The 19,342-nt window shown below is 47.2% G+C and carries 14 protein-coding genes; 2 read left to right on the top strand and 12 right to left on the bottom strand.

The features are described from left to right. Nucleotides 1-50 precede the first annotated feature (50 nt). Nucleotides 51-1,634 carry a C69 family dipeptidase gene (locus tag MTP40_RS01260; protein ID WP_249259681.1) on the bottom strand — a complete coding sequence of 528 codons (1,584 nt, stop codon included), beginning with the start codon at nucleotides 1,632-1,634 and terminating at the stop codon, nucleotides 51-53. Nucleotides 1,635-2,115: 481 nt separating this feature from the next. Then, complete coding sequence (locus MTP40_RS01255; RefSeq protein WP_156074470.1) at nucleotides 2,116-3,519, bottom strand: ATP-binding protein; 1,404 nt, start codon at nucleotides 3,517-3,519, stop codon at nucleotides 2,116-2,118. Between the two features lie 69 nt (nucleotides 3,520-3,588). Between MTP40_RS01255 and MTP40_RS01250 the strand changes: the two genes are divergently transcribed. Continuing rightward, the gene (locus MTP40_RS01250) at nucleotides 3,589-3,945 is read left to right on the top strand and encodes a helix-turn-helix domain-containing protein (RefSeq protein ID WP_197039581.1); all 357 of its coding nucleotides are present in this window, start codon (nucleotides 3,589-3,591) and stop codon (nucleotides 3,943-3,945) included. Further along, a complete protein-coding gene (locus MTP40_RS01245) occupies nucleotides 3,894-4,790 on the top strand; it encodes an IS3 family transposase (RefSeq protein ID WP_249260079.1) in 897 nt (298 codons plus the stop codon). The genes MTP40_RS01250 and MTP40_RS01245 overlap by 52 nt, the downstream gene beginning before the upstream one ends. A gap of 202 nt (nucleotides 4,791-4,992) precedes the next feature. Here MTP40_RS01245 and MTP40_RS01240 read toward each other — a convergent pair whose 3' ends face one another. From MTP40_RS01240 to MTP40_RS01195, 10 genes are all read right to left on the bottom strand, one after another. Continuing rightward, nucleotides 4,993-6,231, bottom strand: a complete 1,239-nt coding sequence (locus MTP40_RS01240; RefSeq protein WP_156074466.1) for a Wadjet anti-phage system protein JetD domain-containing protein — start codon at nucleotides 6,229-6,231, stop codon at nucleotides 4,993-4,995. Continuing rightward, nucleotides 6,191-9,574: an ATP-binding protein gene (locus MTP40_RS01235; RefSeq protein ID WP_156074464.1), complete on the bottom strand. Its 3,384-nt coding sequence runs from the start codon at nucleotides 9,572-9,574 to the stop codon at nucleotides 6,191-6,193. Before MTP40_RS01235 ends, MTP40_RS01240 begins: the two co-directional genes overlap by 41 nt. Beyond that, nucleotides 9,525-10,172, bottom strand: a complete 648-nt coding sequence (locus MTP40_RS01230) for a DUF4194 domain-containing protein (RefSeq protein ID WP_005920847.1) — start codon at nucleotides 10,170-10,172, stop codon at nucleotides 9,525-9,527. The genes MTP40_RS01235 and MTP40_RS01230 overlap by 50 nt, the downstream gene beginning before the upstream one ends. Then, nucleotides 10,169-11,569: a Wadjet anti-phage system protein JetA family protein gene (locus MTP40_RS01225; protein WP_097770214.1), complete on the bottom strand. Its 1,401-nt coding sequence runs from the start codon at nucleotides 11,567-11,569 to the stop codon at nucleotides 10,169-10,171. Before MTP40_RS01225 ends, MTP40_RS01230 begins: the two co-directional genes overlap by 4 nt. A gap of 219 nt (nucleotides 11,570-11,788) precedes the next feature. After that, entirely contained in the window at nucleotides 11,789-12,013 is a 225-nt protein-coding gene (locus MTP40_RS01220; protein WP_128118643.1) for a hypothetical protein, read from the bottom strand. Between the two features lie 10 nt (nucleotides 12,014-12,023). After that, the gene (locus MTP40_RS01215) at nucleotides 12,024-12,542 is read right to left on the bottom strand and encodes a hypothetical protein (RefSeq protein WP_097770215.1); all 519 of its coding nucleotides are present in this window, start codon (nucleotides 12,540-12,542) and stop codon (nucleotides 12,024-12,026) included. A gap of 390 nt (nucleotides 12,543-12,932) precedes the next feature. Next, a complete protein-coding gene (locus MTP40_RS01210) occupies nucleotides 12,933-13,628 on the bottom strand; it encodes a hypothetical protein (RefSeq protein ID WP_156074462.1) in 696 nt (231 codons plus the stop codon). Further along, nucleotides 13,625-14,923 carry an AAA family ATPase gene (locus MTP40_RS01205; RefSeq protein ID WP_207685108.1) on the bottom strand — a complete coding sequence of 433 codons (1,299 nt, stop codon included), beginning with the start codon at nucleotides 14,921-14,923 and terminating at the stop codon, nucleotides 13,625-13,627. The genes MTP40_RS01210 and MTP40_RS01205 overlap by 4 nt, the downstream gene beginning before the upstream one ends. Nucleotides 14,924-15,032: 109 nt before the next feature. Beyond that, nucleotides 15,033-17,999, bottom strand: coding sequence for a type I restriction endonuclease subunit R (locus tag MTP40_RS01200; protein ID WP_156074459.1), 2,967 nt, complete (start codon nucleotides 17,997-17,999; stop codon nucleotides 15,033-15,035). Further along, complete coding sequence (locus MTP40_RS01195) at nucleotides 17,989-19,341, bottom strand: restriction endonuclease subunit S (protein WP_156074457.1); 1,353 nt, start codon at nucleotides 19,339-19,341, stop codon at nucleotides 17,989-17,991. Before MTP40_RS01195 ends, MTP40_RS01200 begins: the two co-directional genes overlap by 11 nt. Nucleotide 19,342 lies beyond the last annotated feature (1 nt).

The raw sequence follows: 19,342 nt of genomic DNA, 5'->3' as shown, positions 1-19,342 counted from the left end.
AACCGGGGGCGCTGCGGTTTTATGGGAAACGCCTCAGGCGCTGCAAAGCCTCAGTGCAGCAGGGAGCTGACCCATGCCCGGGCGGCCGTCTTGGCCTGGAGCTTATTGTACATCTTCAGGGTGGTGTTGTACACCTTCTGGCTCATGGCATTGCTGGCGTTGGTGGCGGCAGCCTGCTTGGCCTCAAGCGTGTCGGCGGCGGCAACGGCGGCCTTCATATCGGCGTAGTCGGCCATGATCTCCTGCTGGAGCGCGGCATAACTGGCCTTGGCTGCAACCTGATCCTTTGCGGTGACCTGATTGCCATTGCTGCCGTAGGTCAGCAGGTTGGAGAGGGCGTCACGCACGCCGTAGAAGGAGTCGGTCCAGTCGTCCGGGTAGGTGTAGTAGCGGCCCTTGGCATCCTGATACCAGACGCCCTCGGTGGGCTGCTCGTCGGAACGGGTGACCTTATGGACCGAGACCTTGTAGACATCTGCAGTGTCGGTGGTCAGCATCGGATAGTAAGGGACGAAGGCGTTGTACACGTCGTCGTCAAAAGCGGTCCACTCGGTAATGGCGGTGTTCAGATCGCCGGTGGCGCTCACCTGGAACAGATGAGTCTCCACATTGCCCGTCTTGCCGATGGGCTCGGTCTGAAAGAAGTGGATGGAATCCTCCACCGAGAACTTCTTGGTCAGCTGGATGTTGGAGTAGACCGGGACGATGGCACCGTTCTCGCCGACATTGCTGATGGCAAAGTCGGTCTCACTGTAGTTGTCCTTCGTAAAGGTGTCGGTGCCGTACAGGTAGTTCAGGCCGGCTGCCATGCGGTCCGATGCGATGTCGCCGTTGTAGGAGGCATCCAGATCGATGACATTGGCAGCGGCATCGCCCACAAAGGTACCGGCCTTCTGGGCCACGGAGATCAGGTTGGCAGAGGCCACCACATGGTCGGTGTCATCCAGATCGATCTTGCCCATAGCGGCGATGTTGGGCTGCATGAAGACCACGCTGGAGGAGAGCTTCAGGGCAAGGTAGGTGTGGCCCGTCAGGTTCTCCACGAACCAGGTCTCGTTCTGGTCGGCAATGAACACGCCGGAGCCGCCGGCTGCACCGGCGTTGTCGTAGATGGAGGTCAGCAGGGCAACACCCTCGCGGGCCGTGGAAGCTTCGCTCAGCAGCACCGTGGTGATCTCGGCTTCCTCAATGCCGTTGTCCACATAGGGGTCTACGCTCAGCACGGCGTCGGTGCCGTAGAGAGACTCGGTGGCAGAGACCATGACGCCCTTCTCGTTGGTGCCAGCCTCCTCATAGGGAGTGTGCTCGTGGGTGCTGTCGCAGTCCGGGCAGACACCCAGACCATTGTCGTCCCGGCGGGCGGTGTAGCGGTAGCTGTCGTGGGTGAAGGTGTAGGTAAAGCCGTAGCAGCCCTCGTACACCTCGCCTGCGGTGTGCTTCCCGGCAGGGCTGACGTTGAACAGCTTGTTGTAATCGTTGGTGCCCAGATCCTCGATCCGGCCAAACATGGTGGTGCCATCCTCGGTGAGGTCGCTGCCGACATAGAGTGCCGTGCAGGCGAAGGCGGAAGGAACCACGGCAAGCGTCATCGCACAGGAGATGAAAGCCGCAGCAATTTTCTTCTTCAAAGACATAATAGTATCGATCCCTCTCTTGTTGATTGTCGGCATTTCGTCGGCAGGTGTCATAATACACCCATTTTAATGAAAATGCAAGTATTTCCCCGAAATTTTAGCATATATTCATTTTTATATAGTATATATTCATACTGCGTTTTTCATCTACCCCTCCGTGAGCGCAAAAAACCGCCCCGGTTTCCTATCACAGAAACCGGGGCGGTCATATACTTTATTTGTGCTTTTTCAAGCCCTCACGCAATTACTTGCGGGGGTTCTTGATCGCAGCCTGCGCGGGTGCCAAAATTACAGAGCGTTCGGAAAACGATTACAATAGGCTGTACTGTGGAACTCCTTTTTGTATCATTCATGCGGTTCTATTTTAACAGGCAGTTCATAGACCTTTAATTACACCATATAACAGCTTAATAAAATCGACGTACTACTGTACTTTTCAGCGTTCGCGCTTGATTAGAGCTTGATTAGATGATGAAAAATCTCATTTTTTCGTCAACACCCAATTGGAACGCTGATGGTTTTCAGAATCGGTTTCAATAATGCCGCCCATCCTAAGTGATGCCAGTAAATTTCGAATCTTAGTGTTTTTTTGTACGGCTGTTAGGGAATCAGGCAATTTATCGAACAGCAATTTATCAAAGTCACTTTTTTGCCCTTTGCCCCATTTGTTCAAATAGTCAACAATCAATTGCTTATAATATTGATCATCAAATCCCTTATTTTTTATATATTGAGCTTTTTGGTCCAGGGCTTCTGCCACCGTTGCAGAAACAAACAGCTTTGGAATTTTCCCCTCTATCAATCCAAGCTTTCTCAATGCAGCGGCTTCCATTCTGCTAATATTTTCTCCCTTCTGAACTCTATCAAGTAAATACACTGTATCTAAATCCATATTGGGATTTTCAAAAAGAATTTTTGTGTAGTTGTCGTTCAAAACCTTTCCGTAAACCGTAACACGAACCTGATCGTATCTTGACAAGTCATAGTCTGGCATAGGGATCAGCTTTTCTTTTTGGATAGAATAAACACGGCGAATTCCCATCGAGGCAGTATCAATCATCTTAAAATTGACCATCGCTTGTGCAAGAAGCGGATTTCGATAATATGGCGGTGCATATGCCGGCTCTAATACAGTCTTAATATTTCCTGGTAGAAATTGTCCTGCGTTTGATATTACAATACGATCTTCAAATTCATCTACATATATCCTTCGATCCGCAGTATAATCCTGATGCGCAATACAGTTGTTAAGCAACTCTCGCAGCAGCCAAGAATCATATTGTTGCGTTTCAGTCGGAAATAAACTTAGCTGATTAGGCATATAGCGATACGTCAAGTTGCGAATCTTTTTGTAAACCGAATCTATAGCGCACAAAAACGGAATATCAAAAATTTCATGGTCTATTGTATTCCCTTTATGATCATAAAGTCTCCACATAATCTGCGGAGGAACCTCAAAGAAATCCGAATAATCGCTATTTCCAAGTAGAACGAATGCAGCCTTCGTTATTTTTCCATTCCGAATAAGTTTAATTTTAGACAAAAATTGGTAATCATCCATTTTGTCAAGTTCTTCTACTGCGTTAGAATTAGCTGCATTGGAAAGGCGTTCTCTGTAATTGGTTCTGGCAATCGAAACAGCCTTTGTGTCCAGATGCGATAAAGAAACCCCGTCAATAATTTCTCTAGTCCAATCAGTTCTGCGTTCACCTCGAATTCTATCGATTTTTTCCTGCGATAAATCAACAAGAGATTCCCCCACACGGCCATAAAAACGATTTTTCCATCCTGTAGGGATTGCTGTCACCGCAGCTGGAATTTGAAACTTAACGATGCGAATAGGCTTTCCTTCCGAAGAAAGCGGATGTACCACAAAAATATCCATAAAGGAAATGAACTGCACCCCATTTGTTAGACAGTATGGTATACTGTTTAGGAAATGGGGTGTTTTTGTATGCCAAAGGGACAACGAAAGTACAACGGAGCTCAAAAGGTAGAAATCATCAAACAGCTTCACAATGAAAAATTAAGCTTTTATGAAGCATCCAGCAAGTATGGAATTCCAAGACGTACGCTTCAAGATTGGGAGCGCATCTATCTGGAAGAAGGCGAAGAGGCACTTCTGGTAGAACGTCGAGGTCGAGCCTGTGCCGCCGGTGGGACACAGAAAGGTCGGAAGCCAAAGCTGGATAAGCAAGTAGAAGAAGATCTGATTGCAGAAAATCAACGGCTTCGGATGGAGATCGATTACTTAAAAAAATTGAACGCCTTGGTACTGGAAGAGGAACGCCAAAACAGAAAGCACAAGTAGTTCAGGAGCTAAGGCAGAAATATCCATTGAAAGCATTGCTGCAACTTGCCGGACTTCCTCGCAGCACATTTTACTACTACCTGCATCGGTCTCAAAATCCTGCGAAGTACCAGATGGTAAAAAAACAGATCATTACAATCTTCAATGAGAACAAGAAGCGATACGGATATCGCAGAATTACACAAGAACTACACAACAACGATATTTGTGTGAATCACAAGACGGTTCGGAAACTCATGAAGCAGCTGGGCTTAGTCTGTCAGGTTCGCGCAAAAAGAAAGTACAACTCCTACAAGGGTGAAGTCGGAGAAGTTGCGCCAAACTTGCTGGAACGGCACTTCAAGACAAACCAGCCAAATCGAAAATGGGTCACAGATGTTACTGAATTCAAAGTGAACGACCAAAAACTCTATCTGTCTCCAATTCTCGATCTGTTCAATGGCGAAGTTGTCAGCTATAACCTGAGCCGCCATCCAAATTTCAAACAGATCACGGATATGCTGGAAGGTGCTTTTCAAAAGCTGCCGGACAAGGTTGACAATCTGATTCTGCATTCGGATCAGGGCTGGCAATACCAGATGAAGTCCTACCAGAATCTACTGAAAGCAAAAGGAATTACGCAAAGTATGTCTCGGAAAGCCACTTGTCTGGACAATGCGGTTGCCGAGAACTTCTTTGGACTGCTCAAGACAGAACTGTTCTATTTGGAAAAATTTGATTCCATTGACCAGCTTGAAAAGGCCATTATCGATTACATCGACTATTACAACAATCGCCGAATCAAATTAAAACTAAACGGCCTGAGCCCTGTGCAATACAGGATTCAGACCGTTGGGGTCGCTTAATTTGATTTTTGTCTAACTTTTGGGGTTCATATCATCCTGTTACGGAAACCGGGGCGGGTTTATTTTACTTATGAAGTTTTATGTGTACTCTCTCACGCTCTCACGCAATCGCTTGCGGGGATTTTTAATAGCAGCCTGAGCAAGTGCCAAAATTCAGGGCATTTGGGAAGAATGATAGTACGTTCTTATCTTCGCATGAATTCTACTCCAGAAATGTTTCTTGTTCGATTGTGACCCCATATTGCAAAATCTTATCAATTGCATCAACAAACAGCGTATATCTTCCCACATTCCGCTCTTTCTTCAGCTTCTTCAGATACTGCTCCGGCCGCTTCAGGCCATTTTTGTGGTACTGTTCCACAAAGCGCCCTTCCATACGCATGGGTTCAAGCTGTGGAAACACCGTTTGCAGGTTTTCAAACATACAAAAACCGCCCAGATCAATATCCGCCCAGAATCGAATTTGCATGGTTTCCCCTGCCGCAGCAGCCAGTTTTTCAAAAAGTTTTTTCTTCTGCGGGCTCAGAAAGCCGCCGTGATAAACAGCAAGTTCTTCTGGCTGTTTTTCCGCCAGCAAATATTCATCATAGTTCGTTTTATTTTCGATAAAGGTAATGCAGCAGATGTTTTTTAGTTCAATGTCCACAATCTCTGACACAAGTGTACTGGGCAAAGCCAATCCATAAGGTTCTGCTGCGCTGAGCTGTAGTTCTCCCTTCTTCAAGCAGATCGCGCAATCGCCCGAGAGTTCGTAAAGCTCTGGGCGGGCATAGATTCCCAGAAATGCAAGCTGATCCCGCTCACCAAGTTCCGCTTCTGTACAGGCCGCCGCCAGTTGGGTATTGTACTTTCGTGCAATGGTAAGAAACAGCTCCCGTACATTTCGCTCAAAATACTTGGTATCGTGAAAACACTGGCTGCTGAATGCACGCATCGTCACACTGCCGGACAGCTCCGCATACCGTTGAAACGTGAGCAAAAGCTCCTGCAGCAGACCGTCATTTTCCCTGCAATACGTCGGCACTTTCATGCTGTTCCGCACCTGAGCACATACAGCATCCCTCCATGCCGCGATCCATGGAACGGGATTGTCTGCCAGCTTCTGCATGATGATGTTTGCAACCTCTTCTGCCTTTTTTCGCGGATGCACTCTGTCGGCGCACTCATAGCACTGTGCGACCCGTTCCAGATCCAGCACAATGCAGGAGAGAACGCTCTGCTTTCTCGCCCATTCCAGACGCACCAAAGCCTGCTGCTCCAGCTCCCGCGCTGCAATATTGTAAGCATCCCGAACCACCGCATCTTCGTATTGATACTCCGGCAACTCCCTTTTATCAATGCGCAGCATTACCCGACGTCTGGATGTGTTGGGTTCAGAAAGATGCTTACTGTTTTCAAACTTATCCAGCAGACGATTCAGGATCACCTGTGCTTCCTTCATTCTGCATCTCCTTTCCAAATGGAATAATATGCATCCGGTATCCGGATTTGTCCACTAATAATGTGCGGTCTGCAATGGGCATAATGTCCGAGACCTTATCCGGCGGCGTACAGATGATCGCCTGCAGCCCCATCTTTCGGAGAAGGAGTACACTCTCCGTGATCCGGTCACTATCCATTTTATTGAAAGCTTCATCGAACACCACCAGACGCACCGTATTACCAAAACGGGTAGCATCGTTGACGCGGTACAGCTGGGCAAACGAGGCCAGCACCGCAATATAGAATGGCGTTTGTGTTTCGCCACCGGACTTCATATTCAGTGTTTGAGAAAGCAGCTGCTTGGAACCGTTCTGATCAGTCGTTTCCAAATCAAACTTCAGATACGTCCGGAAGTCTGTATAGCGGACGATATTCTCCTGCAGTTCGCTCTGTTTGCGGACATTGAGCTGCGTATCGTCTGCCATTGTGATCTGGCTGAACAGTTTTTCGATCAATGGGCCGTATTTTTGCTGAAAGGGCAGTGCGAATAGACCGGATTCGCCTTCCATCAGTTCATCTGCCGTGATCATGTTATAGTAATCCAGATAATCCGGGTTTGGCCCTACACGGAATTGGTACTTGTCTGTGCCAAATTGTGCCTGGCGCAGGGCCTTGTTCAGATTGTGCACCTGTTCTTGCACCTGGTCGATGCTGGATTTCAGTTTGGCAAGGAAATCGTTCTGGAATTGCTCCATTGCGCTTTCCCGTGCCGCCCGAATTTTTTCTTTGTATCGGGGCAGCTCGCTTTCCTGCAGAGTACGTCGTTCTTCCTCGTATTCTGTGTTATCCATCACCTCGATCTGGAATGCACAGGGTTTGAACCGTTCTGCATATTCTCTGCGTGCTGCAAACAGTTTCTTCTGAGCCCCGTCCATCGCCTTTGTGCTCTGCGCCAAACTGTCGCCGAAGTTCTTGCGGATGACATCTGCCTTTTTCAAGCGGACAAGCTCCTGCCGATAGCGGGGAACGCCGATGGTTTCTCGGTATTCCTTCGTGAACTCCTCGTTCAAAACATCTTCGATGGCCTCATACTGTTGGTATTTTTCCGGCAAAATCTCATATTCCAGCTGATGGATGCGGCCTTCCAACTTCCCTTTTTGCACATTTTTCGCATCTTTTTCCTTATTGAATGCAAGGATCTCTTCTTTCAACTGTTCAATGATGCGCCGCTGCTCATCCAACCAGAACAGATTCAGCTGGGAAAGCTGATTTTTGACTTCTGCGATTTCCTTGATGATCGTCTGGACGCGCTGGTAGTCCTCCTGCTTTTGCGCCACATCGATTCGGACGAATCTTTGGGTAAAAAGCGGCTCCTGCAGGCCGGTCAGCTGCTTCTGGAGCGGCTGCCAATGCCGCAGCTCTTCCTGCAGACAGGTCAGTTCCTTTTCCAGATGGTCGATGCGGAACTGCACCGCACGCCGCCCGATGAAGGCGTCTTCCATCCAGCCCTTCCGAAGTGCGCGGGCCACATAGCCCTGATACAGCATTCCTTCTGCCGTAATTGCCGTCTTATAGCAGCGCAACTGTTCTGCCGTGTCGCAGCATATCACCCGACCCAGAAGATAGTCCACATAGCTGCGTGCCAGCTTGTTTTCTGTCTCCACCTTTTCTGCCAGACTGCCGGGCAGCGGTCGAAGTGTTTCTTTTTCCCGCAGTTTTCCGATATCTACCAGACCAAACGCACGGTACTCTGCTTCCTGCTTCAGCCGGTCGTAAATGTTGAGTGCATCCTGATAACGTCCCGGCTCCACCAGCAGATAATATTTCTGGTTATTTAGGTAGCCTTCTACCGCTCCACGCCAGCGCTCATCTGCCATTTCCAGCACATCAGCCAGAATATAAACGGGAACCGCATGCCCCGTTTTATCCGCCAGATCCTTTTCCAGCCGGTCTTTGAACAGCAGAAGCCCATGGGGATAATCTTTGATGTTCCTGCGCAGATTTGCAAGCACCGCACTTTTCTGGTCGGCTTGCTTCTTCAGCTCTGCAATACGATCCTCTGTTTTATGAGCCGCACTGCGGACAGCATCCGACAATTCGGCCGCTGCCTGCTGCCCCGTTTCAAACAACTCCACAGGCCGGGCAAACAATCCCTTCTCGTCACCAGTAAATACAGCATATGCTTTCTGCGCAGTGTTCGCCGCTTCCTGCACCGGTATGAGAAGTTCTTCCGGTTCCAGTTCTTGTATCTTCCCACAGAATCTCTGCAAACGCCGTGCTTCCCGCTTAATCTCCACTTCAAGATTTTGCAGACCCTGTTCCAGCTTTTTCTGCTCATCTCTCAGAGCCTTTTCCATGTTGAGTAGACGCTCTTCCTCCTGGAAAACGTTGCTCTGCCTGCAGGCCAGCTCAAGCTCACTGCGGCGCGTTTCTTTCTGTTCGATCTGCCGCTCAAGCTCCTCCCGTTGCTCATTCACATTTGCAAGGTTCTCCTTGCATTCAGTTCGTTCCAATTCCCTCTGGTCGATCTCTGTCTGCGCAGCTTCTTTTTTTGCCCACCGTACCAGAAACTTCTGAATTTGGCAGCGGTCTATGGCTTGGTTCATCTCCTGATACAGCCTGCTGATTTGCTGCAGCGCATCCAGCTTTTCCTGCTGACGCTGCGCCAGCAATTCGTGCCGTTTATAATCCCGGATGTTTTGCTGCATCAGCTCAATATTGGGCTTATCCGGAATATCGCAGATGTTCTCCGTAATAAATTTTTGGATATCCACAATTGGCCGGAACGAAACAGCCTTCTTCATCATCCGTAAGACCTGCTCGTTGTGAACGTTCCACTTTGCAAGCATATTGCGGCGATACTCTTTTTGGGTATCGTAAAATTCTGCCCGTGCATAGTTCTGCTTCAAAAAACGGCGAAGTGCAGAAATCTCCATTGCCTCGCCCTGTTCAATAAAGCAATTTTCCGGCAGTGTCCCCGTGTAAATAAAGAATGTATCACGGTAACTTCCATCGCTACGGCAGTCAAAGGTAACGCCCGTCACAAAGTTGCTGCCCTCCATCTCATCCTGAAATTCGCAGACAATATAGGTAGAAAAGTCCTTACCACGGCGGGAATACGGGCTGTTATCATCCATGTCGGCGCGCAGATAGCCTTCCAATGTGCGCTGCGATTTTTCGTTGGCTGCCTGATTAAAATTGCGGGAATTTGTCTCGCCCAGCAGCACGATCTGCAGTGCATCGATGACCGTTGACTTTCCGGCACCGTTCTTGCCGGTCAGGAAATTGATGTCGCCCACTTCAATCAGTTCCTTACTGAAATAGAGCCAGTTGATCAGCAGGATCTTCTTCAGCTTCTTCATCTGTTTCCTCCTTTTTCAAAACAGACACAACCAAGTTCAGCTTTTCGCTGGAGACCGCAGAAAGAATGGTTGGCAATATTGCGATCCTGCAGCTGCCCTGGTTGAATTTTCCTTCCAGTCTTTGAATCACAGAATGGTTTTCCAGTACCGTAAACGCGCGTTTGACCTCTTCCATATTCGGCTTAGCCGGAAAAACTGGATAGTCGGTCACCACTTTTTCCAGCACATCCCGCACAGTACATACGGCATCCTGCTCCAAACCCAAACGCTCCATATTTTCTTCGTAGATCAGCCGTAATGCCAGCAAAATCGCCGTTTCTTTTTTATTGAGGTTGCAACGGTTAGCCTCGTCTGTGTTCAACACATAAAAGTATCCGTTCAGTTCATCCCTGCGCAAATCCCAGTCCAGCAGACTCAGGTACTCCTGTACAGCCTCATAGTGCCGTGATAGAAAAAGATAGTCTGGGTTATCCACCCTGCCTTTTCCCGGCTGGTAGATGGTTCGCACAATGTATGTGCGGCTGAGCAGCTGATTGCAGACAGATTTGAATTGTTCCAGTTCTTTTGCCGTTGCATTGGTAACAAAATCAAAATTCACGGCTTCTTCTCCTTCCTCCGGATCTGCATTTTCGGGATCGAATAGCCATTTTTGCAAAAAATGCCATCGAGTTCCTGGACCACATAACCGGCAGATGTATCCTTGCTTCCAAGGATTGCCAGCAAACTCATGATATAATCCTTGTCCTCTTCAAGCGAGAGCTCCTCCGAGCAACGAATGTCAGCGTCTCCCAGCCATCCCTGCACGTAAGCATTTACTGCTGCCCGGCCATATTTCGATTGCAGTAACTGTGCCGCTCTGACCTGTTCTTCCGTATTCGGTGCCTGATCATCTTGTATCAGCACCGACGCGGTTTTTGTCCGTTTTTCGGGACGCTTACGGTACCACAGACTTTTTTCTGACAAAAAAGACTGCTCATACAATTGAAATGCCGGTCGTATCTGGTCCACCAGCTCAGATGCCCTGCGGTTTCTGGACAGTGCCGTCAGCAAAACATTCAAATTGCCGCGCACGCTTTGATCTCGGTTCGTCAGGTTCTCGATTTTCTGTGTTGCTGCCCTGGTATAGCGCCGGACCTGCGTATCAATTTCTTCAAGATAGTCCTTCTCTAAATTGTCATAGCGTTCTTCGATCCAGAAAATTTTCCTCAGCAGATCGGCACGGCAGTCTTCCAATGTCTTGCCCCGCTTATCACGCAATGCTTCATTTGCCATCGTCATCAGCAGCGCGTCATCTTCTTCCCACCGTCTCAGTATAGATTGAATTGGGACACGATACTTCGGCACTGAGTCTTTGATTTTCAGCGGACGGATGTATGCCTCCACAACTTTTTGTCCGAAGTCATTGAAGTGTGCAGCCAGCACCTGGTTGACATCCTGCATATCGATCTGCATCTGAAAGTAATGCTTTACGTTATGATAGACCATTTGCAACAAACTAATCAGTGCCGTTGTGTTATCGTAGGCACTGTAAAGCGCCGTCATTTTTTCGTAAGCATTGTCGCTATCGTCAGCGACCTTTAATGCAGAGAACGTTCCGAACACATAGGAATATCCACGAGCCGGGCTATCATCGCGGAGTTGGTGGAATAATTCCAGCAAGCGGCTGCTGTAATTAGGAATCGTGATATACTCTTCAAAATCATCCCCACGTTCCTTCTCAAACCACCCCTTACTACACAGCTTGCGGATCAAAAAACGGGCGCGGCCAGAGATATCCCTCAGTTCCTCTTCGTCAATGTCTTCATCTTCAAACGTAGCATCCGCCAGTTCCTGCTCCAGCCTGCCGCGCAGCATTGAATACAAGACATCTTCCCGTATTTTCAAGTTTTCTTGGTATGCTGCGTACAGTACGTCCAGTGCATCCGCATATAAAATACGGTTGGGCGAAGCCAGCGGCGAGAAAAGTTCACTGGGAACCACTTCGAAAAACTTCATAGGCCTACCACCTTATTCGACTGATATACGCTTTCTTTTCTATTATTGTAACCTCTTTCCGCTTACAAAACAAGATGCAAAAAGCTCTTGGCCTCCATTACAGAAGCCAAGAGCTTTTATCTTCTTTACCCTACCAGATTTTATTTCCGGGGAGACTTAATCGCAACCTGAGCGGGTGCTAAAATTACAGGGCGTTCGGAACAGTGTTCTGCCGTTTCTTTAACACGCTGTATCTCCAAAGAACGGCTTCACTGTACTAAGAGAAACTCCGTTACGCTTTGCTTTTTCCTGTTCATAAGTCACACGGGTAACTTCCTCAATAAAAGCTCGGACTTCCGGCGTTGCTGTTGACCATGTGACATTAAAGCGTCTGCAAATTTGATAAAATGTGCGATAAAATGTCTCTCGCTCTGCATCACGCTGAAAATATTCTTTTGCACTCATCAAACACACCTCATTTCAAGTAAGTTACAAAGATGTTCATTGCTGCCTCACCAGAAAGTTCATAACGCGGTGCTCCACCAAAACTCGGCAATGGACAAGCTCCATAGTCCCGGACATAATGCTCTGCCAGCTCCGGAACCTTTGCCTCGAACGTAACCGTCCCGCCGCATTCATGGTCAATCGACAGCTTGATTCCGTACGCAATCAACACCCGGCCAATGCCCTGATACTTTTTAGAATGCCCGACAATTGTCGGATTGCTTTCCGGCTGGCTCTCAATGTAGGTAATATGAACCATCACGTCATTTTCCAATATTTCGTATGCAGCCAGCGCAACCAATTCGCCATTACCCGTCTTTAAGGCATACTTTTCAAAGGCATCATCCTGAATATAATCTGACAACCAGCTTGTTTGCCAGACGGGTTCTTTTTCAGTCTGTACCGCATCAGACTTTTTCATGCGCACGATTTTCACACTGATATTCTGACTGCCGTCTGTTTTTATAATAAATGGTACAAACTTTGCCATACAGACCTCTTTTCCTAAATAAAGCATTTTACAGTTTTATTATACTCAGTCGCTCTTAAATTTTCAACCAGTCACCGCCTCCGCTTCTTTTCAAATCTTTTTGTGTAAATATGTAAAATAAATATAATCCATGATATAAAAACCGCCCCGATCTCCTGTTACGGAAACCGGGGCGGTTCACTTGCATTATTTGTGCTTTCTCAAGCCCTCACGCAATCACTTGCGGGGGTCTTGATCGCAGCCTGAGCAGCAGCCAAAATTGCAGGGCATTCGGATTTACGGTGGTACGTTGTTTGCATTTTAAGCAGGCTATAAAACACATGATATTGAACCTAGCAGCAGACGTTGTGCGTCAAGCAGCGGCACATAAGCCTAACACTTAGCACGAAATCACTTCTTCATCCAATGCTTGAGCCAGTATTCATAGACCCCAACATATTCCCGATAGGCCCCTGTTTTGTCCGGCGTACAAAACAACTGCCATGCCTGCTGAAGAAATGGCTTTGACCATTCACCTATGGGCTTTTTGGCTTTCAGAAATCTTACCAACTGACTGTAAGCGGTTTCACGATTTTGCGGTAAGTAGGCCGCTTCACTGTTCAGGTTGAGCTTGTCGGAAAGCTCCTTGTTAAGTTCCGTGTCGGTTGATCCTATCTCACCATTTCTTTGGTAGAAGATTGTATCCATCTGAGCTTCATCCAGCGGATTCAAGCGCATTGTCTGCTGATCTTCTTCCAAGATTCCACGGTAGGCATCGCAAGTCTTTTTTGCATTTTCCGTAGAACTCCGATTTCCGGGACACACGCCCAGAAGATTTGAAAAATCTGTAGTTGCCTCATCCGGCAACTGATTTTGCGGGTCAAGGTGTTCAATATTCAGATAGTTGAGTTGGTCCGCCGGATCGAGACTAATGCGGCGCATACAATATGCGCAAAGATAACCTTGGTCGCGTGCCAACTGCTGCCGTGTACCGTCCTTTGGCATATCTTTATAAGTAATTTTTAACGGCGGGGATGCTTTGCGGCAGTTCTTTTTATACTCTCGCAAATCTCGCGGTTCAATCTCTGACTTTTTGATATACCTCATTCCGGCCACTCCATTTGCTCAATTTCCAGACTGTTTCTGGCATCATAGACGGACGGATCATTATATCCCAAAATCTGTTCCAGATTTTCCAGAACCTCTTTGGCCTTTGCATAATCCTCCTTATGGAGAAGCTCCGAGAATTTATCAAACAGCTTTTCAATTTCAATCGGACGATCCCCAACCAGCAAGATACTTCGCAGAACAGTGTTTACATCCTTGCCGTAGGCAGAATCGATTTGTGTTGCACTGCCCTCGTGTTTCAGCAGAATAAGATTTGCATCCTTATAGGAAGTAATCACTTCCGGAGAATGCGTGGATACAATAAACTGAATATTGGGAAAAACCGTTGTCAAATCATTCAGGATTCGCTTTTGCCAGCCGGGGTGCAAGTGTAATTCAATCTCATCAATGATGATGATACCAGGTGTTTCCAAAACAGAATCGCCGAGCTGAGGATTCAAAACAGCCATCCGGTGCGCAATATCTGCTACCATATTCAGCACAGACCGGTATCCATCGCTCATCTCAGACATCGGATGAAGCTCATGTTCGCCATTCCGATTAACGTATTCAACAACAATCGCCCGATATCTCTGACGATATTCCACCTTAACATGCTGCGTTTCATCGTGGTCGATCAAATCCGCAAAGCAGCGTTCCAACGCCCGCTGAACCGCACTCACCTGCGGAATAGGTCCTTCCTGACTGACAAGGAGGGTCATGTCACTGAACCACTCCATAAGCTGCTTGTCCGTAGCCTGCTCAGCGATGCAGTCCTGATAACCTTCAAAGCGGGACTTCAGCTTCTGTTTTTCCTTCTGTTTCGCCTGCTTTTGTGCCCACAGGCGGCCCGTACCATAGTAAGCAATGAGCGGAAGTACCGTTTGCGAAGAAGGAATTGCTGCTTCTTTTTGAAGTTCAGATGCAATTTTTTTCAGATCCGATGCAGCACCATAGGTAGTGTTGGATTTTGGTCCACTCAGAGAGCGAGACCATGTACAAGCATTACCGTTTATAACACCCTGACAGGACACCTCAACCGGATAAACTTCGCGCTGCTGATAAATTTTATTGGTTTCATACGCCACATGGCGAACGTCTTCCGTTTTGATACTGCGAGGAGAAGCATAGTCAATTCCAAGGAAGAAAGTGCTGGCAGCGGTCAATGCCCCCATAAGCAGAGAACTTTTTCCACTGCCATTGTTGCCGATCACAATATTCATTTTAGGATTCAGCGGAATCTCGGCATTTTCAAAGTTCCTGAAATTCTTCAAGGTCAGATTGTCAATACGCATAGCTGCTTCCTTCCAAAATCCAGATTTCATGCAAATTGATAGGCCGAGCACCCGGCGATGGGCATAATCCCCTATCATAAGTTGATTTTATCACATATCTTTTGGTGTTTCAATCGAAATCAGGCTGATCTTCTTTGGCAGGCGGCGAAGTCTGATACGTGTTGGCAAAAACCATATCCTGAATCCACTTACAGAGTGCCGGGTTTTCGTTCACTGCCTTGTACAGTTCAATCGTCGTACTCATGGAATCGAGAATCGCCTGCATCGTTGCACGGTCGCTTTCAACACGAGCATTCTGTGCATCTGAGTTTTTTATAGCATTCTGATAGGCTTCGTCTTTACTGACGATGGCGGGCAGATCAGCAACCTGCTTTTTCACTTTATCTTCGTCTGTCCAGTCAATGCCTCCAAACGCATCATGGAATTCCTTCAGAATCTGCGTCAGAGGATCAAGCTCTGGCACCGAAATACCAACATCCCTGCTGACGGGGATCGGATTCAATTCACCATTTTCATTGTCCAGCTGAATCCGCATGGTATCCTGTGCCACTGCACGATAGCTTTCCAGATCAATATCTTCCAGTAGACCGCTGATATTGTCATCTTCAGCGGGAGACGGAAGTTTGCCGATCAGCAGCTTCAGGAAAATCGACAGCTTTTCCCACTCTACGCTACCGTAGGGCAAAATCGCCGAGAGAAAATTGTATGTCCGAACAAATCCTTTGGCATTGGATTTGAAGAGAATCTGTTCTTCCGGGATTAGCTCTTTGTAGTTTTCTGTACATCTGTCCAAAATCGGATCAAGTTCCTCACGAGGCGCATTATCCAAATATGCCTCGACAAAGGAATCCACATCCTCGTGGGTGTAAACCTGAAGCGATTCCATTTCCGAAATCTGATCGTTCAGTTTATTGACATCTGTTTCGCCAGACAGAATCGTTGTTTTGTAGTATTTATCAAAAGCTGCTTTAATCACACCCGGATCGTTTACAAAATCCAGAATAAACGTATCATTTTTATCTGGTGCACTGCGGTTCAGACGGGAAAGTGTCTGAACTGCTTTAATATCAGAAAGCCCCTTATCCACATACATCGTATGCAGCAAAGGTTCATCAAAACCGGTCTGAAACTTATTCGCAACAATCAGAATCCGGTAAGGGTCTTTCTTAAAGGTACGCTCGATTTTGGAGCTTGTAAAACCATTCAGATCCGCTTCGGTAACTTCCCTGCCCTCATACTTGGTTGTGCCAGAGAAGGCAATGATCGTCTTATAAGGACTTTTACGCTGTTCCAGAAGAGCATTGATTGCTTTATAGTATTCGATGGCGCGCGGGATTCCACTGGTAATCACCATGGCACGGGCTCGACCGCCAATTTTTCCACGACCAATCACTTCTGTGTGGAAATGCTCTACAATGATGCCCGCCTTCTGCTCGATTGCATATTGATTGGATTCCACATAATAGCGGAGCAACCGCTGCGCCTTCTTTTTATCAAAGAGCGGATCATCCTCAACCGTTTTGGAGAGCTTATAAAAGCTCTGGATCGGAGTATAATAGCGTAAGACATCCATGATGAAGTGCTCCTCAATAGCCTGCTTCATCGTGTAGACATAATGCGGAAAAAAACGCTTACTTCCGTCCGGCTGAATTTCTTCCCGGCCAAACACTTCCAGCGTTTTATTTTTGGGCGTGGCAGTAAAAGCAAAATAGCTGGCATTTTTTGCAAGCTTTTTGCCATCGATCAGGGTGTTGATCTTATCTTCCAGAAGATCGTCATTGTCGTACTCGCTTCCGGACAGAACGATGTTCATTTTTGTGGAAAGGTCGCCATTCTGACTGGAATGAGCTTCGTCGATCAAGATTGCAAAGCTCCGGTTGGTGTGGAGCTTGGAGATATCCTCCAGAATGAACTGGAACTTATGTACAATGGTGATGATGATCTTTGTACCTTTTTCCAGCAGTGTTCCAAGTTCCGATGAGTCCTTGGCCCAGCCGACTGTAGAGGAAACCTGCATAAACTGCCGGATCGTATTCCGAATCTGCTTGTCCAGATTAACGCGATCCGTAACAACGATCACAGTATCAAAAATATTGTGGTCGGTTGCGTCTTTCAACGTAACCAGCTGGTGCGCCAGCCATGCAATGGAATTAGACTTTCCAGAGCCCGCACTGTGCTGGATCAGGTATCGCTTTCCAACTCCATCTCGCTTGGCATCCGCCAGCAGAGAAGTAACCAGTTGCAGCTGGTGATAGCGCGGAAATATCTGCTTGTAGCTCTTTTTATGCGTTTCTTCATCCTCATCGCAAATGATCTGCACATAATTTTCAATGATGTTGGAGAAATCATCTTTGCGAAGGATTTCTTTCCAGAGATAATCTGTCTTTATGCCGTCCGGATTCGGTGGATTGCCCGCACCATCGTTGTAACCTTTATTGAACGGCAGGAACCACGACTTTTGCCCTTTAAGCTCGGTGCACATCCGCACTTCATTGTCATCTACAGCAAAGTGAACGATACACCGCTTAAAGCCAAAAAGAACTTCATCCGGAGTGCGTTCATCTTTATACTGCTTTACAGCATCCGCTGCATTCTGCTTCGTAAGCTGATTCTTCAGCTCCATGGTAGCGATGGGCAAGCCATTCAGAAACAGGCATACATCCAGTGCCAGCAGTGGATTCTGGCGGGAATACTGGAGCTGCCGGGTCACACTGAAAATATTCTGTGCGTAGAGTTTGGCGGCAGTTTCATTGCCGGGAGACGGACGCACATAAAACATATCCAATACCAAGTGCTTATAACGGAACCCCTTGCGCAGCAGGTCGATCACGCCATTGGTATGGAGACTTTGATCCAGCCGCTGCAAGAATTTTTCCTTTTCCAGAGGGTCGTTTTCCAGACGCAGCTGCTTCATTTTGTCCGCCTGCGTGGTATTCAGAAAACGAAACAGACGTGTTTCATCCATCGCGATTTCTTTATTGTAATCCGCATTGGAGCCCTGCTCGTAGCCGTTGTGCTGCACAAGCCAGCTCACAATCGACGATTCAAAGCCGTTTTCTTTTACATTAGTCGGCATCCATCTCCACCTCCTGTTCTTCCGGAGCCTCCTCTGCAATATCTTCTTCCGGCGTATACTCCGGCACCTCAACATTGCGCACGTCCATCTGCCCGGTGACCACATCGGAAATCAAACGAGTGCAGTATTCTTTGAGGAGTTCAATCTCTTTTTCCAGAACAGGAACCGCGCGGTCGATTTTAGCGGTTTCCTGTTCAATATAATCTGCAATCTCTTCCTGTTCACTGGTGGGAATCAACGGCAAATCAACTTTTACAAAATTTGAATAGCGCAAATCCTGTCCATCGCGAATAAATTCAGAAGTGCCTTGAAGAGCTTTGATATAACTCTTGGATTTCAGTAACCACTTGAAGTATCTTGGCACCACATATTTCTGCGGCAATAGGACGATATAGTGCCATGTCACACATCCAAAAATTTCACTTCGCTCGATGCCACCTTGAAAGCTACGCAAGCTAATCACAAAATTGTCTGGTTCTACATGCTTCCAGTCATCAAGCCCTTGCGTCGCAATCACAATGCGCTTGTTTTCGCTCTTCATGTAGTCTTCCTGCAAAATAATTCCGTATTTTTGACTTGCAGTTGCGGGTTTATCATCCGGATGCTTGCGCTCCTTACTTTCAAGGAACAGCCGTTTTGACGGAATCATTTTCCAATCGGCAGGAATATCTCCCATCCAGTTTGCCTGCATGCTCTGCATTTGACGACCATGCCGAACGCCCTTTGTTACCGCTCGGTCAATGACAGTCTGCCGCCGCTCTTCCAGCAATTTGATCTGCCGTTGGTAGCCGTGAATCAGCTTGTTGATTTTGGACACCTGCCAGTCTAGATACCGCACAATCTGGTTCTGCTCCTCGCGAGGAGGGATGGAGAGAATTATACGTTTCATGTACGGAACATAGACCTGACGCTGAATCGAGCCAACGCCCTTCGAGGCCAAAACGAATTGATCTATAATGTAGTGGTCACGAAATAGATAATTCATATAATACGGATTGTTATCTTTCCTCGGTCTCCAAATATAATATGCTGGACTGACAATACCTTTGTAACGTGAAATCCCAACAGAACCGCGCCACGCCTGCTGATTGTTAATAACAAAGTCTCCTGGATTTACTAGCTGGTATTTAGACATATCTTCGCTTGGCTTATGAACCTGCTTTTGATCTGTACTCGAATAACTTACAACGCCCTTATCCAAAAAAACAGATAAAAGTTGCTCTTCAGTATGTCCTGTATCGCTAGACAAACTATATGCATGCGATAGATAAGTTTCTTTCCAGTGAAATGGAATTTCTTCCAAAAAGGGAGAGATTGATTTTTTATATTTTTCGTATCTCATC

It is taken from the genome of Faecalibacterium sp. IP-3-29, from assembly GCF_023347335.1.
Lineage (GTDB): Bacteria > Bacillota > Clostridia > Oscillospirales > Ruminococcaceae > Faecalibacterium > Faecalibacterium duncaniae.
This window is presented reverse-complemented; position numbering and strand designations above follow the sequence as displayed.

What these genes read in the sequence shown, in the direction of transcription:
- MTP40_RS01260 (WP_249259681.1), bottom strand. Translation starts at nt 1,634, where the DNA reads ATGTCTTTGAAGAAGAAAATTGCTGCGGCTTTCATCTCCTGTGCGATG.
- MTP40_RS01255 (WP_156074470.1), bottom strand. Translation starts at nt 3,519, where the DNA reads ATGGATATTTTTGTGGTACATCCGCTTTCTTCGGAAGGAAAGCCTATT.
- MTP40_RS01250 (WP_197039581.1), top strand. Translation starts at nt 3,589, where the DNA reads ATGCCAAAGGGACAACGAAAGTACAACGGAGCTCAAAAGGTAGAAATC.
- MTP40_RS01240 (WP_156074466.1), bottom strand. Translation starts at nt 6,231, where the DNA reads ATGAAGGAAGCACAGGTGATCCTGAATCGTCTGCTGGATAAGTTTGAA.
- MTP40_RS01235 (WP_156074464.1), bottom strand. Translation starts at nt 9,574, where the DNA reads ATGAAGAAGCTGAAGAAGATCCTGCTGATCAACTGGCTCTATTTCAGT.
- MTP40_RS01225 (WP_097770214.1), bottom strand. Translation starts at nt 11,569, where the DNA reads ATGAAGTTTTTCGAAGTGGTTCCCAGTGAACTTTTCTCGCCGCTGGCT.
- MTP40_RS01220 (WP_128118643.1), bottom strand. Translation starts at nt 12,013, where the DNA reads ATGAGTGCAAAAGAATATTTTCAGCGTGATGCAGAGCGAGAGACATTT.
- MTP40_RS01215 (WP_097770215.1), bottom strand. Translation starts at nt 12,542, where the DNA reads ATGGCAAAGTTTGTACCATTTATTATAAAAACAGACGGCAGTCAGAAT.
- MTP40_RS01210 (WP_156074462.1), bottom strand. Translation starts at nt 13,628, where the DNA reads ATGAGGTATATCAAAAAGTCAGAGATTGAACCGCGAGATTTGCGAGAG.
- MTP40_RS01205 (WP_207685108.1), bottom strand. Translation starts at nt 14,923, where the DNA reads ATGCGTATTGACAATCTGACCTTGAAGAATTTCAGGAACTTTGAAAAT.
- MTP40_RS01200 (WP_156074459.1), bottom strand. Translation starts at nt 17,999, where the DNA reads ATGCCGACTAATGTAAAAGAAAACGGCTTTGAATCGTCGATTGTGAGC.
- MTP40_RS01195 (WP_156074457.1), bottom strand. Translation starts at nt 19,341, where the DNA reads ATGAGATACGAAAAATATAAAAAATCAATCTCTCCCTTTTTGGAAGAA.